General features: G+C 60.4%; 12 protein-coding genes and 1 tRNA gene. 7 read left to right on the top strand and 6 right to left on the bottom strand.

The window, feature by feature from the left end:
* Positions 1 to 64: 64 nt before the first annotated feature.
* The 5 genes from yihA to rpmH all read right to left on the bottom strand — a co-directional run bounded on the left by yihA (position 65) and on the right by rpmH (position 4,287).
* A complete protein-coding gene (yihA, locus tag ACQY1K_RS01745; protein WP_430258154.1) occupies positions 65 to 718 on the bottom strand; it encodes a ribosome biogenesis GTP-binding protein YihA/YsxC in 654 nt (217 codons plus the stop codon).
* Between the two features lie 58 nt (positions 719 to 776).
* Entirely contained in the window at positions 777 to 1,733 is a 957-nt protein-coding gene (locus ACQY1K_RS01750) for a DMT family transporter (RefSeq protein ID WP_430258156.1), read from the bottom strand.
* A gap of 193 nt (positions 1,734 to 1,926) precedes the next feature.
* Positions 1,927 to 3,735 (bottom strand): membrane protein insertase YidC, encoded by a 1,809-nt coding sequence (gene yidC / locus ACQY1K_RS01755; RefSeq protein ID WP_062453972.1) that lies wholly within the window; start codon positions 3,733 to 3,735, stop codon positions 1,927 to 1,929.
* A complete protein-coding gene (gene rnpA / locus ACQY1K_RS01760; RefSeq protein ID WP_062453971.1) occupies positions 3,735 to 4,127 on the bottom strand; it encodes a ribonuclease P protein component in 393 nt (130 codons plus the stop codon). Before rnpA ends, yidC begins: the two co-directional genes overlap by 1 nt.
* Positions 4,128 to 4,152: 25 nt before the next feature.
* Complete coding sequence (gene rpmH, locus ACQY1K_RS01765; RefSeq protein WP_062578914.1) at positions 4,153 to 4,287, bottom strand: 50S ribosomal protein L34; 135 nt, start codon at positions 4,285 to 4,287, stop codon at positions 4,153 to 4,155.
* A 484-nt stretch (positions 4,288 to 4,771) separates the two neighbouring features.
* Between rpmH and ACQY1K_RS01770 the strand changes: the two genes are divergently transcribed.
* The 5 genes from ACQY1K_RS01770 (at position 4,772) to ACQY1K_RS01790 (ending at position 11,495) form a co-directional block, all read left to right on the top strand.
* A complete protein-coding gene (locus ACQY1K_RS01770; protein WP_192087588.1) occupies positions 4,772 to 6,808 on the top strand; it encodes a methyl-accepting chemotaxis protein in 2,037 nt (678 codons plus the stop codon).
* Between the two features lie 218 nt (positions 6,809 to 7,026).
* Complete coding sequence (locus tag ACQY1K_RS01775) at positions 7,027 to 8,535, top strand: sensor histidine kinase (RefSeq protein WP_113109678.1); 1,509 nt, start codon at positions 7,027 to 7,029, stop codon at positions 8,533 to 8,535.
* A 136-nt stretch (positions 8,536 to 8,671) separates the two neighbouring features.
* Positions 8,672 to 8,748: transfer RNA gene (locus tag ACQY1K_RS01780), tRNA-Arg, on the top strand.
* 113 nt (positions 8,749 to 8,861) lie between these two features.
* The gene (locus ACQY1K_RS01785) at positions 8,862 to 10,391 is read left to right on the top strand and encodes a glycosyltransferase family 39 protein (RefSeq protein ID WP_430258158.1); all 1,530 of its coding nucleotides are present in this window, start codon (positions 8,862 to 8,864) and stop codon (positions 10,389 to 10,391) included.
* A 66-nt stretch (positions 10,392 to 10,457) separates the two neighbouring features.
* Positions 10,458 to 11,495, top strand: coding sequence for a 4-hydroxyproline epimerase (locus tag ACQY1K_RS01790; RefSeq protein ID WP_430258160.1), 1,038 nt, complete (start codon positions 10,458 to 10,460; stop codon positions 11,493 to 11,495).
* A gap of 39 nt (positions 11,496 to 11,534) precedes the next feature.
* On the opposite strand, the gene ACQY1K_RS01795 is transcribed toward ACQY1K_RS01790, so the two are convergent.
* Positions 11,535 to 12,461 (bottom strand): tetratricopeptide repeat protein, encoded by a 927-nt coding sequence (locus tag ACQY1K_RS01795; protein WP_430258161.1) that lies wholly within the window; start codon positions 12,459 to 12,461, stop codon positions 11,535 to 11,537.
* A 253-nt stretch (positions 12,462 to 12,714) separates the two neighbouring features.
* Here ACQY1K_RS01795 and pyrC point away from each other — a divergent pair, with 253 nt between their 5' ends.
* Positions 12,715 to 13,758, top strand: a complete 1,044-nt coding sequence (pyrC, locus tag ACQY1K_RS01800; RefSeq protein WP_325263981.1) for a dihydroorotase — start codon at positions 12,715 to 12,717, stop codon at positions 13,756 to 13,758.
* A gap of 112 nt (positions 13,759 to 13,870) precedes the next feature.
* Entirely contained in the window at positions 13,871 to 15,046 is a 1,176-nt protein-coding gene (locus tag ACQY1K_RS01805; RefSeq protein WP_430258163.1) for a diguanylate cyclase, read from the top strand.
* Positions 15,047 to 15,097 lie beyond the last annotated feature (51 nt).

Genomic DNA, 15,097 nt, shown 5'->3' on the forward strand with positions numbered 1-15,097 from the left:
GAAGCCTCGCATATAGATCCGGTCGCCTGTCACAGGCGGCCGGATTTTTGCGTTTCGGGAGATTTTACCGGCCGATGGTCTTCATGATCTCGGCGCGCAGCTCGTCCAGGCCGCGGCCTTTTTCAGACGATGTCGACAGCACTTCCGGATAGGCAGCGGGCCGCTTGCGGATCTTTTCGAGCGTCTCGGCAATCAGCTTCGGAACCGCAGGATCCTTGATCTTGTCCGTCTTGGTCAGCACGATCTGATAGGACACGGCGGCCTTGTCGAGCAGGTCGAGCACGTCCTCGTCGTTCTTCTTGATGCCGTGGCGGCTGTCGATCAGCACATAGACGCGCTGCAGCGTGGCGCGGCCCCGCAGGTAATCGAACACGAGCTTCGTCCAGGCATCGACGTTTTCTTTCGGCGCCTGCGCATAGCCGTAGCCGGGCATGTCAACCAGCGCCATCGGCGGCAGGTCGCCTGCCTGGCCGGAATAGCCGTCGGGCACGAAATAGTTCAGTTCCTGTGTGCGGCCCGGCGTGTTGGATGTGCGCGCCAGCCCCTTGTAGCCCACGAGCGCATTGATCAGCGAGGACTTGCCGACATTCGAGCGTCCGGCAAACGCGATCTCAAGCGGTCCTTCCGGTGGCAGAAACTCCATCGAGGGCACGCCGCGGATAAAGATCCACGCGCTGCCGAACAGCGTCTTTTCCTCGGAATTATGGTCTGCGGCCATGGTCTCGTCGTCCTGTCTTCATTTCAAGGACATCGCTTCCGGGTTTTAGCCCCATATGTCAAGCGTTCGACCGGTTCTGTCGCTTCTGCCGGCGAAACTCGAAGGTCAGATGGGTGAGGAGCGCCGCAAGGATCAGCGCCCCGCCCGCGATCGTGCGCGGTGCCGGGATCTCGCCGTGGATCACGGCGACCCAGACGGGCCCGAGAACGGTTTCACCAGTGCCGAGCAGGGCAGCCAGCGCTGAGGGGATAAGCCGCGCACCGGTGACGAACAGTGCCATGCCGAGCCCGAGATTGAGCGCACCGAAGATGAAGAGAATACCGAGTTCGCCCGGGGTGACCGCGAGGTTCGAAGACATCGTCAGCGCGATCATGCCGGCTGCAAAGCATCCGAAGCAGGTGGCGGGTGTCATCCGCACATGCGGGTAACGGCGAGTGATGACGGTCGCCAGCGCAAACACCAGCGGAATGATCAGCGCCAGGCCGTCTCCGAGCGGCGAGACCTTTCCGGCAAACGAGGACGATACCATGATGCCGACACCGACGATCACGGTGCCGATCGCAAGCCAGGTAACGCCCGATATGCGCTCGCCGTAAAACAGCCAGACCATCAGCGCCGCAAACAGCGGCACACCTGCACCGAGCAGCACCACATTGGCGACGGTCGTATACTGGATCGATATGATGAAGCAGGTGGACGCCACCATGAAGCAGAGGCCGACCGAAAGGCCCGGCCAGCCCATGCTACGAAACAGCGCCACCGTGCCGCGCGGCCCGTCGCGCAGCAGCATGAAGGCGAGCAGGAACAGGGTGCCGAACAGGCTGCGCCAGAACACGATCGTCCAGCTGTCGGGGATATCGAGAAAGCGGGCGATCGCACCGCCGAAACTCCAGGCAAAAGCAGAGCCGAAGACGAGCAGGGCGCCGATACGGTATTCCGAGCCGGGAAGGCTCGCGGGGATCGTGCCGGCCAAGGGTGGACCCGGTGGGGTGGGCGGCGGGAAGGGCGCGGGCATGGGACTGTTCCGGTTGCTGGAGCAATTCCAGCGTCAGCATGTTCTACTCTGCTTGCGGAACTTGCCTCGGGCAACCTAGCGCCGGCCCAAAGGCGGGACTGATCCACCCACGTCAGCCAATGTCGCTTTCCGCTCGCTAGGCTCTCAATCGGCCAAAGAAAAACCCCGGCGAACCGGGGTTTCTGAAGAATAGCTATTTGGACGCCGCGGGCTTTCGTTTGAACAGCCCCTTCATGTTGTCGAACAGCTCGATCTTGGCGCCGTGGCGCTTCATGATCAGGGCCTGCTGCGACACCGAAAGCGTGTTGTTCCATGCCCAGTAGATCACGAGACCGGCCGGGAAGGACGCCAGCATGTAGGTGAAGACCAGCGGCATCCAGGTAAAGATCATCGCCTGTGTCGGATCCGGCGGCGTCGGGTTCATGCGCATCTGGATGAACATCGTGATTCCCATGATGATAGGCCAGACGCCGATCATCAAGAAATGCGGGACGTCGTAAGGCAGAAGACCGAACAGGTTGAACAGCGATGTCGGGTCCGGCGCGGAAAGGTCCTGGATCCAGCCGAAGAACGGCGCATGGCGCATTTCGATGGTGGTATAGATCACCTTGTAGAGCGCAAAGAAGACAGGGATCTGCAGCACCACCGGCCAGCAACCGGCGATCGGGTTGATCTTTTCTTCCTTGTAGAGCGCCATCATCGCCTGCTGAAGGGCCATGCGGTCATCACCGTGCTTGGCCTTCAGCTCTTCCATCCGCGGCTGCATGCGCTTCATGTTGGCCATGGAGGCATACTGCTTGCTCGCCAGCGGGAAGAAGAGCAGCTTGACGACGACGGTTGTCAAAAGGATTGCCACGCCGAAATTGCCCACGTGACGGAAGAAGAAGTCCATCAGTTTGAACATTGGCTTGGTGATGAAGTAGAACCAGCCCCAGTCGATCACCAGATCGAAATGCGGGATCTTGAGCTGCTCGACATACTGGTCGATCAGCGGAACTTCCTTGGCGCCGGCAAACACGAGGCTCTTCAGCTCTGTCGACTGGCCGGGAGCGATCGAAAGCGCGTCGCCCTTGTAATCCGCCTGGTAACGCGGCTGGCCGTCGGTGAAATGCGTGAAGCGGGATTCGAACGGCATCGCCTGTGGCGGCACGATCGTCGAGGCCCAGTATTTGTCGGTAATGCCGAGCCAGCCGCCGGTCGCCTTGGTGTTGGCGACAGCCTCTTCCTCGATATTGTGATAGGTATGTTCGCTGAGGCTGCCGTCTGCACCGAGAACGCCGATGAAGCCTTCGTGGATGACCCAGACGGACGGCGTTGCCGGCTTGTTGTAACGGGTCACGCGGCCATAGGAGGAGATCGAAACCGGCTCTTGGGTCGGGTTGTCGATCTTGTCGTTGACCGTGATCATGTAGTGTTCGTCGATCGCGATGGTGCGGTTGAAGACGATGCCCTTGTCGTTCGTGAACGACAGCGTCACCGGCGTTTCGCGCGTCAGCCGGTCGCCGCCAGCAAGCGTCCACCGCGTGCCGGAACCGGGTACGGTGCCGCTGGTGTCGCTGCCGATGTAGCCAAGCTCGGTGAAATAGCCGTCTCTGGTATCGGCCGGGGAGAATAGCGTGATGATCGGGCTCTTGTCGTCGACCGTCTCATGATATTCGCGAAGCTTCAGATCGTCGAAGCGAGCGCCGACCAGGTTGATGGAGCCGGAAACGGCCGCGGTCTCGATCGCAACGCGCGGAGACTTTGCAAGCGCCTCTTCGCGGGTAGCCGTCGCCTGCGCCTGGTTTGCGCCAGGAAGGTTGCCGGTCGAGGTTGCAGCGCCCGGGCTTTCCGGGGTGAAGTTCTGTCCGGCCTGCTCGGTGGTCTGCTGCTGCTGCGCAAGCCGTGCTTCGTCGGCGCGCTGCTGAGCTTCCATCCTCGGGTTCATATAGAGGAACTGCCAGGCAAGGACGATCATCACAGAAAGTGCGATCGCGATGAAGTAATTGCGGTTTTTTTCCATCATGCTTTCCTGGAAAGGGTCTCCTCGGACCGCTTCGATTTCGGCAGGCTTTCGATGCGCTCGATGAGCTGTGCCGTCATGTCTGCAAACGGGGTCTTGAGGACCTCCCTCCGCGCGACAATGACATAGTCGTGTCCGTTCTTCATTGCAAATGCGGCTGAGTGCCGAACCGCCTCTTTCAGGCGGCGGCGCATGCGGTTTCGTTCAACCGCGTTGCCATGCTTCTTGGTAACAGTAAATCCGACCCGCGGCGCTTCGTCCGGCTGATGTCGATCAAGGACTTCCAGAAGGAAAGTCCGGCCGCGTCGGGTTTCACCCTTTCGCACGGCAAGGAACTGCGGCCGGCTTTTCAGCCGCCCGGCAGTCTTCTTGTTCGTAGGTTCGGTCGTCATCGCCCGCTATCCGGGCATCCCGGCGTTAAGCCGAGAGACGAGCGCGGCCACGTGAGCGGCGAGCGGCAAGAACCTTCTGGCCACCCTTGGTTGCCATACGGGCGCGGAAGCCGTGACGACGCTTGCGAACAAGCTTGGACGGCTGGTAGGTACGCTTCATTTTTTTAATACCGCGGTGTGCGGCCCTTCTTGAAGTTTGCTTCGTTAAAAGCAAGAGCGTTTAGGAAACGTTCGGGCGCCGGCCGCAGTGCGACTGTGAGCCTTGTGAACGTGCGCGGCTTATAAGGGGAAGAGGCGCGAAAAGTCAATCGCAGCACCGCGATTGCGCTCGGTTCCGGGCAAGTGTCTGATGAAACGGGCTGGATTCTGGATGTCGCGTTAACGCTTGTGTCCACACGGGCTTTCCATGTCCTGTAAACCTGACGGATGCAAACCGTGCTTTCCCGGAGTAGACCCCATGTATTTTCGTGGATTCGGGAGACGTCAGTCAGTTGCGAGGCAGCGCTACACTAGGCAGGCGCCCGCTAATTGAGCTTTTGATCATCAACAAATGTTAATCTCTCAGTGCTATTTCTCGCACCATCAAGATGTAGGGGTTTAGGGCCCTCCGCATTTTTTAATTTGTCGCTTCGGGGGAATGCATTGTGAAGATAAGAGCCAAGATCAACATGCTCGTTGGTGTGATGAGCGTTGTAACCTGTGTCATCGGTGGCATATCGCTCTTCGCAGTCCAGAAATACAATCAGCAGACCAGAGACTATGCTGCTGTTGCGCAGCGCGTGTACCAGGGTGAGCATCTTAACCGCATGGTGACGGCCGTTGTTATGGATGCGCGGGGCGTCTATGCAGCCAAGGACGCAGCAAGCGCCAAGCCGTTCGGCGATGGTATCATGAAATCGCTTGCCGAAATCGAGAAGCTCATCGCCGCTTGGGGGCCGACCGTCCCGGCGGAGGAGAAGGAAATCTTCGACAAGCTCGTCGCGCGCTTCCAGGAATTTAAGGCCTTCCGCTCTGAGACTGCGCGTCTGGGCCAGGCCGAAGGGCCACAGGCCGCCAACGTTCAGGGCAATAACGACGCCAATCGCGCCAACCGCAAGGCTTACCAGGAGCAGATCGACGCAATCGTCAAGATCGACCAGGCGGCGATGGACAAGCTCAGCGCCGAAATCGACGGCTTTGGCGACATGATCTTCTACAGCGTGCTCGGCGCTACCCTGCTGGGTGTGATGGGTGGTCTGGCATTCGGCATTTCGCTCGGTCGCAAGCAGATAAGCCAGCCGATTCTCGAGCTCACGTCTTCGATGAAGCGTTTGGCCACCGGCGACTACGCCGCAGCTGTGCCCTTTGCCGGCCGTGCCGACGAAATCGGAGACATGGCCGAGGCTGTCGGCGTGTTCAAGAAGAACGGCCTCGAGGTGGCGCGGATGAGCGGTGCCGAAGCTGAGATGCGATCGAAGAACGACGATCTCCAGGCGCGCATGGCCAACGTCGTCGGCGCAGCGGTCGAAGGTGATTTTTCGCGGCGCATCGACAAGCAGTGGGGCGATGAAAACCTCGACCGGTTCGCACGTAATGTCGATCAGCTTGTCTCAAGTGTCGATGCAGGCGTGGCGGAAACGCGCCGTGTCATTGGCAGCTTGGCGGAAGGCAAGTTCGACGACAGCATGGCCGGCCATTTCAAGGGCGCCTTTGCCGAACTGCAGCAGAACGTCAATGCGACGATGGACACGCTGCGTGGCACCATGCGCAACATCCGTGCCGGAACCGGCGCGATGAACGACGGAGCATCCGAACTCAGCTCCGCCGTCAACGATCTCTCCAAGCGCACCGAGCAGCAGGCAGCGGCTCTCGAAGAAACCTCGGCGGCACTCGACGAGATCACAGCTGTCGTGAAGACCTCGACAGAGCGCGCCACCGAGGCGACCGTGATGGTGAGCGAAGCCAAGACCAGTGCCGTGCAGTCCGGTGAGGTGGTGCGCAGCGCGGTCGACGCCATGGGCCGTATCGAGCAGGCATCGCGCGAGATTGCCCAGATTACCAACGTGATCGACGAGATTGCCTTCCAGACCAACCTCCTGGCGCTCAACGCCGGTGTCGAGGCAGCTCGTGCGGGCGAAGCCGGCAAGGGATTTGCCGTCGTCGCACAGGAAGTGCGCGAACTGGCGCAGCGGTCGGCCAGTGCGGCCAAGGATATCAAGGCGCTGATCGGCAAGTCCGGTGACGAAGTAGCGGCCGGCGTGCGTCTCGTCCAGAACACCGGCCATGCCCTGTCCGACATCGAATCCCGCGTCATCAGCATCAACGATCACATCAACTCGATCGCGGTTGCATCGCGCGAGCAGGCGACCGGCTTGGCGGAGATCAACAGCGCCATCAACCAGATGGATCAGGTGACGCAGCAAAATGCCGCGATGGTGGAAGAAACATCCGCCGCGACCTCGCGGCTTTCCGGTGAAGCGGACAATCTCTTCGCACTCGTATCCAAGTTCCGGATCGACGGCGAATCGTCGGGTCATCGTGCACCCGTCGCGGTCGCTTCCGGTTCTGCCTCTGCAAGAACACCGGCGCCCCGCGTGTCCCCAGTCAAGACCATGACCAAGTCGATCGCCCGCGCCTTTGGCGGCGGATCCGCCGCTGCGGCAGCGGCGCCGTCGGCAAGCGCGGACTGGGAAGAGTTCTGAGCCGAACCACCCGTGCAAGCGAACAGGGGCCCAGGTGGTATCGTCCATCCGGGCCCTTTGTTTTGGTCGGTTCTGTCGTGCTTCAATCTAGCCCAGGAAACGCTCCAAGGCCGACTTCCGGTTGGGGGGTGGAAAAAATGCGCCAGAAAGCTAGAATATGCAGATGATTGCAGCCACCACCGAACGGCTGGACAGGCGAGATAACGATGACGAGCCACATGGATGATGCGGCCGAAACTCCAAAGCAGGAGCAATCGGCGCAGACCGGAACAGCCTCCAGGGCGTCTGCCGAGCAGATGCCGCAGCTTTTCCGTGGGCTCTCCGGTCGTCTTCTCTGGCTGACGATCGTCTTCGTGATGCTGGCCGAAATCCTGATCTTCATGCCGTCTGTTGCCGGCATGCGGATGAACTGGCTGCGTGACCGGCTGGATACTGCCGCTGCGGCCGGGATTGTCATCGACGGACTTCAGCCGGCGGAACTGCCCCGCGCCGTGCAGGACGACACGCTTCTTGCCACAGGAACCAAGGTGATTGCGCTGCGCAAGGACGGGACCTCGCGCCTGCTGGCAGCAGTCGATGTGCCGCCGCAGATCGACGAGCAGTATGATCTGACCGATACGCCGCTTCTGGTGACGATGCGCGACGCGCTGGACACGCTGTTTTTGGGCGGCGGACGCGTCATGCGCATCTACGGCCCGATCGGCGAAAGTGACATGATCATCGAACTGGTCATGACCGACGATGCTCTGCGCAAGGATATGCTCAAATACGCGAAGATGATGTTTCTCCTGTCACTCCTGATTTCGATCATCACGGCAGTTCTTATCTTCCTCGCCATCAACCGCATGATGATCCTGCCGATCCGGCGCCTGACGAAAAGCATGCAGAAATTTTCCGAGCAGCCGGAAGATCCTGCGCGTGTGTTTACTGCCGACCGGTCTCGTGGCGAGCTCGCCGTCGCCGGCCGGCATTTGTCGGCCATGCAGACTGAGCTGCAGCGGACGCTGAAACAACAGCGCAACCTGGCCGATCTCGGTCTCGCCGTCTCCAAGATCAACCACGACATGCGCAACATCCTTGCGTCAGCGCAGCTGATGTCGGACCGCCTGACCGATGTTGAAGATCCGATGGTGCGCAGCTTCGCACCAAAACTGTTGCGCACGATCGACCGCGCAGTCGGCTACACGACCGAAGTGCTGGCTTACGGGCAGGCCTCGGAAGCCGCGCCGAAGCGACGTAGGATTCTTCTCGCCGAACTTTTCCAGGAAGTCCGCGACATCCTGGCCATCGATCCTGATGCCGGCATCGAATTTCACGATCAGATCGCCGTCGATCTCGAGGTCGATTGCGACAGCGAACAGATTTTCCGGGTGATCCACAACCTCTGCCGCAACGCGCTGCAGGCGCTGGTGACGTTCGAGCCGGACGACAAGTCGATTGCGCGCCGCATCACGGTCTCAGCCCACAGGGTCGGCAGCGTCGTCAGCATCATGATCGACGACACCGGCCCCGGCATGCCCCGCAAGGCCCGCGAGAACCTGTTCTCGGCCTTCCGCGGTTCGGCCCGGTCCGGCGGCACCGGTCTTGGCTTGGTGATCGCACGCGAGCTTGTCCTTGCCCATGGCGGCACGATTGCGCTGGTGGAAAAGCCGACCGAGGGTACTCAGTTCCGCATCGAAATTCCCGACCGTCCCGTATCGCTGGACGACTACCGCGCCCGCGCCTGATCGCAAAATCACGCAAATTGAGGGGCTTGCGAACTATTTGACATGAAAATGACAGCCGCTGACCGAAAATCGCTTGCAATCCTTTGCCGCAGCATTTAGAGGATCGCCACGCAAGCAAAACACACTGCTTGCAGACGCACCCGTAGCTCAGCTGGATAGAGCACCAGACTACGAATCTGGGGGTCAGGAGTTCGAATCTCTTCGGGTGCGCCATTCTCTTCTTCCCAAAAATGTTCTCTCAACTCTCGGTCCGCCGGCAATCATTTTTGTTGATTTGTCGATAGGGGATATGCGACCTGCTGTTCCGTCAATTCGGAGCGAGAACCATGCAGAACGCAAACATGCTGTCATCGAGAGACGGTGGCTCCGGCGCTAGTGGGGGCATCTCCGGCTTTCTTTCCGGTGGTGTGAAGCCGGTCGCGGTGTTGTTCGGCATCTACTTCATACTCAGCATCGCCATTCGCGTGTCGCTTCCCAATTCGTTGACGCTCGACGAGGCTGAGCAGTCGCTCAACTCGCAGTTCTGGCTGCTCGGCTACGGACCGCAGCCGCCTTTCTACAACTGGGTACAGAACCTGTTCGTTGGCGCGCTCGACATATCGCTGCTGTCGCTGGCGCTGCCCCGGTTTGGAATGCTGTTCCTGGTCTATCTGTTCATGGGCCTTGCCGCGCGGGAACTGCAGGTCAGCCGCAGCTTTGCCGGCCTTGCCATGCTCAGCCTGACGCTGCTGCCGCAGGTTTCCTTCATGCCGCAGCAGGATCTTACCCACACGATCGCGCTCCTGATGGCGACCTCCCTGTTTTTCTACGGTCTTTGCCGCACGCTGGTGCGTCCTGACTGGCAGGGATATGCGATCATCGGCATTGCGATCGGGATCGGTACGATCTCGAAGTACAATTTCGTCATCCTTCCGGCCGCGACCATCGTGGCGGTTGCGCTCGATCGGGACTGGCGCGCGCGTCTTCATGATCCGCGCATGCTGCTCGCCGCCGTCATCTGCATTGCCATCGTCCTGCCGCACGCGGTCTGGCTTCTCGGCAATCTAGATCTCGCAACGCGTGGCACGCTCGGCAAAATGGTTGAGTCGGATGCACCGCAGGGTATTTTCCGCGTCACCAAGGCGCTCGGATCGCTCCTCGTCGCCTGCCTCGCCTTCGGCGCACTGGCTGTCGTCGTGCTGGCACTTGCATTCAAGTCGTCGGTCAAGCGGGCGGTCAGGGCAGGGGATCGCTGGACCACGCTGTTTGGCCGCATCATGCTGTTCTCGCTGGTCGGCGTGGTTGCGGTCGTCCTCGTGGCTGGAACGACCCGGATCACCGAGCGCTGGCTCGACCCTTATCTGCTGGCGTTGCCGCTATATCTGCTGCTGAAATTCGATCGCGCCGGGGCCGACCTTGGTTTGGGTTTCAAACGGCTGGTCCCCGTGTTTCTGGTGATCATGGCGGTCGTGCTGGTACCGGGGCCGGCAAAGGTTCTGACGGCAGGCCTGCTTGGACCTCCGGGCCGTATCAATATGCCGTTTGCTGACCTGGCAAAGCAGATCCGCACCGAGGATCGCCCGGCAACCATCCTGGCACTCGGGATGCATCTTTCCGGCAATATCCGCATGCAGTTTCCCGATGTACCGGTGTTCGACATCGACAGTGCAGCGGGCAAGCGCGCGATGCGGGATCTCGCGCCGCCGGTCCTCGTGATCGAGGCGGATGGAGACGGTGCCGTTGTCGAGCCGAAACTCGATGCGGCAATGCTGGAAAGCGCGACCGGTCTTTCCGCCACCGATTTCCGGACAAGGCTCGTTCCGTATCATCGCGCGCCGGACCGAAACATGGGCTTCCGGTACCTCTGGCTTCGCTGAGGCCGGTTTCAAAGAGATCAGGCCGGTGAGATCCGGCAACAGGTTCAAGCGCGTCAGGGGCGAAACATGAGATGGAAACGTACGATCCAGTTGCTGGATGTTCATGCCGAAGGTGAGATCGGACGGGTCGCAATCGGTGGCGTCCCCAAGATCCCGGGCGATACGGTCGCAGCCCAGCTTGCCTGGTTGAATTCCGATCCCAAGGGCCACGAACTGCGCCGCTTCCTCTGCCTGGAACCGCGTGGCGCCCCGATCGGTTCCGTCAACCTGCTGCTGCCGGCGAAGCATCCGGATGCGGATGCAGCCTTCGTGATTCTCCAGCCGGATCAGGCGCATGCCAGTTCCGGGTCCAACTCCATCTGCGCCACCACCGCGCTTCTGGAAGCTGGTATCGTCGAAATGAAGGAGCCCGAGACGGTTGTGACGCTGGAAACGGCTGCAGGCCTCGTCAGGGCCATTGCTACCTGTCGGGACGGACGGTGCGAGAAGGTGAAGCTCACCATGGTGCCGTCCTTCGTCCATCAGCTTGATGTGACGATCAGCACACCGCAATGGGGAGATATCACGCTCGACCTGTCCTACGGCGGCATCTTCTATGCATTGGTTGACGTCCATCAGATCGGCTTGAAGATCGAGAAGGGCAATGCCGCGGAACTGGTCAAGGCCGGCATGATCCTGAAGGATCTGGTCAACCGGCAGGTCGAGGTCGTGCACCCTGAAATTCCCGAAATTTCCGGGGTTGCTTATGTGATGTTTCGCGATACGGAGGCGGATGGCACGGTCAGAACCTGCACGACCATGTGGCCGGGCCGGGCAGATAGGTCGCCCTGCGGCACCGGCAACTCGGCCAATCTCGCAACGCTTCACGCGCGCGGCAGGGCAAAGGTCGGAGACAGCTTCATCTCGCGCTCCATCATCGGCACTCAGTTCGAAGTGGGATTGGCTGCCGAAACGAAGGTTGCCGGTAAAACTGCGATCATTCCGACGATAGCGGGACGCGGTTTTACATTTGGTCTGCACCAGATCGCGCTTGATCCGTTCGACCCACTGGCCGATGGTTTCGCGATGACGGATGTCTGGGGTCCGTCAGCCGGAGAGATCTAAGCGGAGGCCGTCGGCGAGCCTTGCGTCGTCTCGAAGGTCTTAGATATCTCTGCCGTTCTTGGCAGGAGTTTCAATGTCGCCCTGCTTCAGAACCAGCGTGTTCATACCCTCGTTCATGTCCTGCTTTGGCTGAGCGGGGATCATGCCGAGTTCCTGGAATTCCATGACCTTCTGTGCGCCGAACAGGTCGCCCTTCTCGGCAGCCTTGCGATAGAGGTCGACCGCCTTCTGCGCGTCGGCCGTAATGCCCTCGCCGCTTTCGTACATCAGGCCGAGGTTGATCATCGCATCGGTATTGCCGCGCTGTGCAGCCAGATCGTACCAGGCGATCGCCGTCTGATCGTCGGCCGGCAACATCGTGCCTTCGTCATAAATCGCGCCGATGTTGAACGCAGCGGTATCGTCGCCTTCAGCAGCTGCCTTTTCAAACCAGATGAGCGCCTTGGTGACGTCGACCTGAGTTCCCAGGCCATCGCGATAGGCGACGCCAAGATTGTAGGCTGCGAGCCGGTTACCGCCGTTTGCAGCTTCTGTATAGAGACGGAATTCCTGCTGCTCGTCACCCAGGCGGCCCATCAGCATGCCGAAGTTAACCTTGGCTGCAGGGTAGTTTGCTTCGGCAGCTACATTATAAGCCGTCATCGCCTGATCGGCCTGTTCGGAATTGTTGAGCGCGCGGCCCAGCTGATAGGCGAAACGCGGGTTGCCGGTCGCCTCGTAAGCGGTGCGGCACGCATCAACGGCCTTCACGTCGATGTTTGCGATATCGACCGGAGCAAATGAACCATTGCGCTGCTCGTCGAACGGGCTGCCGGCAAGCTGGTCGCACTCGGTCTGAAGCGCTACAGTCACGAGGAGGTTGGAACGCTCCTGGGCACTCAGGGAAACCGTCAATGCACAGAAAGCTGCGGCAGCGCCTGCTGCAATTGCCAATCCCCTGTTGACTTTCGAATTAAGGGATTTCATCTTCTCGCTCCGGCTGGTAGAACTGTTCGATTGGTGGACGAACGCCGGAAATGCGGACTGGTTCCTGCCGATCTTAAGCTTTCATTGATAAATGGTATCCAGCCTGTGCACATTTGCGTGTAATCGGGGCGTGTAGTGATGGGGTTCCACACTATCGTCCGCGTCAGTTTGTTGTCGCGGTGATTGTTTTGAGCGGAATGTTGATGCTAAGGGGGATGAACTCTTCCAGCGCCAACAACCGCCCAGAGGCCCCATGAATACCATCAGTATCCGCCGCCCCGACGACTGGCATCTGCATTTGCGCGACGGCGCGGTTCTCGAAGGGGTGATCGGCGATACCAGCCGGCATTTCGCGCGCGCGATCATCATGCCCAATCTGGTCCCGCCGGTGGTCACGACCGCAGACGCAAGAGCGTACCGCGAACGGATCATGGCGGCGCTGCCTGTTGGAGACCGGTTCGAACCGCTGATGACGCTGTACCTGACGGAACAGACCGATCCCAATGATCTCGAAGACGGCAAGAACAGCGGTCTGATCACCGCGGTCAAACTCTACCCCGCCGGTGCCACCACCAACTCGCATGGCGGCGTGCGCGATTTCGACAAGGCGATGCCGGCGCTCGAGCGCATGGCAAAGATCGGCCTGCCGCTTTGCGTACACGGCGAGGTCACGACGCCTGACGTCGATATCTTCGACCGCGAAGCCGTCTTCATCGAGACCGTTCTCGATCCGCTGCGCAAGCGCCTGCCGGAACTGAAGGTGACGATGGAGCATGTGACCACGGCCGACGGCATCGACTATATCAAGTCGGCCGATTCCAATCTGGCCGGAACGATCACCACCCATCACCTGATCATCAACCGCAACGCGCTTTTGGTGGGGGGTATCCGCCCGCATTATTACTGCCTGCCGGTCGCCAAGCGCGAAAACCATCGCCTGGCACTGAGAGCCGCGGCGACTTCCGGCGATGCCCGCTTCTTCCTCGGCACCGATTCGGCGCCGCATGTGGATCCGCTGAAGGAATGCGGTTGCGGTTGCGCCGGCATCTATACCTCGCTCAACACCATGAGCTGCCTTGCCCATGTGTTCGAACAGGATAACGCGCTCGACAAGCTCGAAGCCTTCACCTCGCTGAACGGCCCGGCTTGGTATGGTCTGGCGCCCAACGAAGAACGCATCTCGATGGTTCGACAGGCTGATCCGGTTGCTTTCCCGGACAAGCGGGACACGGGGGCTGGCCTCGTCACCGTGTTTGATCCGATGTTTCCGCTGCACTGGGAAGTCGTTGAAACCTAAGCGGCATTTGCCAGGAAATTTAGCTTGACGGTTGCTTGGTAATAATTTGGAGACAAACGGGAGATAGTTTTCCGCCCGTTACCTGACTTCGATCACCGAAGAGTTTGCCGGCATGACGCTAGACTATAAATCTCTTCTGCTTGCGCTCGGCGTTTCTGCCGCGTGCCTGATGGTGACCTTGTTCGGCACCTGGTTTTCAAGGCGGACCAATTCTTTCCTGCTGACGCTGGTCATCGCATTGAGCATGACGGTAACCGGCATCTTCGCCTATGGCTTTTATACGGCCGAAGCCGGTACCCTGACCGCATCCGTCGCATACGTGTTCATGATCTCCGGCCTCAGCGTGATATACGGTGCTTCCGTGCAGTTCCGCACCGGCGCAAAGCCCTGGCGGCTTGCCGCACTTTTGGCGCTTGCGGCGATCGCCCCGGGTCTGCCGCTGATGATCGGCGGTCTCGACGGGCTGGGCTTCATCCTGATGAACATTGCAGCAGCGCTGCTTCTTGGCGGTACGGCATGGCAATACTGGCTGGCGCGCAGCGAAGCGCCCGGTCCGCTGACCGGCATGGCCATCCTTTATGCGATGAGCGGATTTTCCTTCGTTCTGTGTGCATCCGTCCTCATTGCCAACCAGCAGTGGGTGCTGGGTCACGCCCCGAACAACTGGGCCGAGACGCTCAATATCGGCATCTGCATCGCCGGCATGACAGGCATCGGCGCGCTCTCGCTGGCGCTTCACCAGTGGCGCATGGCAGCGCTCCATCGGCGCGAGGCAATGACCGATGCGCTGACCGGACTGATGAACCGCCGCGCCATGTTCGAGCGCAACGGCGGTCGGATGCTGGGCACCTCCACCGCAGTCATCGTGTTCGACATCGACCGTTTCAAGACAATCAACGACCAGTACGGTCATGCGGTCGGCGATGAAGTGCTGAAGATCTTTGCCGAGGATCTGCTGGTGGAAACGCCGGGCCCCAACACCGCGCGACTGGGCGGCGAGGAATTCGCCGTCCTTCTCGACAATGTTCTGCCGGGGCGCGCCGAGCGGATCGCCAACGATATCCGCAATCGTTTCGGTGCCCGTGACATCACGGTCGGGGTTGAACGCGTGCGCTGCACGGTCAGCGCCGGAATCGCGGTGGGTTCCCAATCGGGCGTGCTTTTCGAAACCGTGCTTAGCCTCGCCGATGCGGCACTTTACGAAGCAAAGCGGGCCGGGCGTGACCGCGTCCAGGTCTCAGGCTACCTGCGGTCAGTGTCGTCGGGCGAAAATCGCACAAGCGCCTGAAAACGCCTGAATTCAGTAAATCGTACCCGCCTTGCGCTGGCGCGGTCTCCC

Source organism: Neorhizobium sp. IRS_2294 (genome assembly GCF_050500145.1).
GTDB classification, from domain to species: domain Bacteria; phylum Pseudomonadota; class Alphaproteobacteria; order Rhizobiales; family Rhizobiaceae; genus Neorhizobium; species Neorhizobium soli.

What these genes read in the sequence shown, in the direction of transcription:
- ACQY1K_RS01785 (WP_430258158.1), top strand. Translation starts at nt 8,862, where the DNA reads ATGCAGAACGCAAACATGCTGTCATCGAGAGACGGTGGCTCCGGCGCT.
- rpmH (WP_062578914.1), bottom strand. Translation starts at nt 4,287, where the DNA reads ATGAAGCGTACCTACCAGCCGTCCAAGCTTGTTCGCAAGCGTCGTCAC.
- pyrC (WP_325263981.1), top strand. Translation starts at nt 12,715, where the DNA reads ATGAATACCATCAGTATCCGCCGCCCCGACGACTGGCATCTGCATTTG.
- ACQY1K_RS01750 (WP_430258156.1), bottom strand. Translation starts at nt 1,733, where the DNA reads ATGCCCGCGCCCTTCCCGCCGCCCACCCCACCGGGTCCACCCTTGGCC.
- yihA (WP_430258154.1), bottom strand. Translation starts at nt 718, where the DNA reads ATGGCCGCAGACCATAATTCCGAGGAAAAGACGCTGTTCGGCAGCGCG.
- ACQY1K_RS01790 (WP_430258160.1), top strand. Translation starts at nt 10,458, where the DNA reads ATGAGATGGAAACGTACGATCCAGTTGCTGGATGTTCATGCCGAAGGT.
- yidC (WP_062453972.1), bottom strand. Translation starts at nt 3,735, where the DNA reads ATGGAAAAAAACCGCAATTACTTCATCGCGATCGCACTTTCTGTGATG.
- ACQY1K_RS01805 (WP_430258163.1), top strand. Translation starts at nt 13,871, where the DNA reads ATGACGCTAGACTATAAATCTCTTCTGCTTGCGCTCGGCGTTTCTGCC.
- ACQY1K_RS01775 (WP_113109678.1), top strand. Translation starts at nt 7,027, where the DNA reads ATGGATGATGCGGCCGAAACTCCAAAGCAGGAGCAATCGGCGCAGACC.
- rnpA (WP_062453971.1), bottom strand. Translation starts at nt 4,127, where the DNA reads ATGACGACCGAACCTACGAACAAGAAGACTGCCGGGCGGCTGAAAAGC.
- ACQY1K_RS01795 (WP_430258161.1), bottom strand. Translation starts at nt 12,461, where the DNA reads ATGAAATCCCTTAATTCGAAAGTCAACAGGGGATTGGCAATTGCAGCA.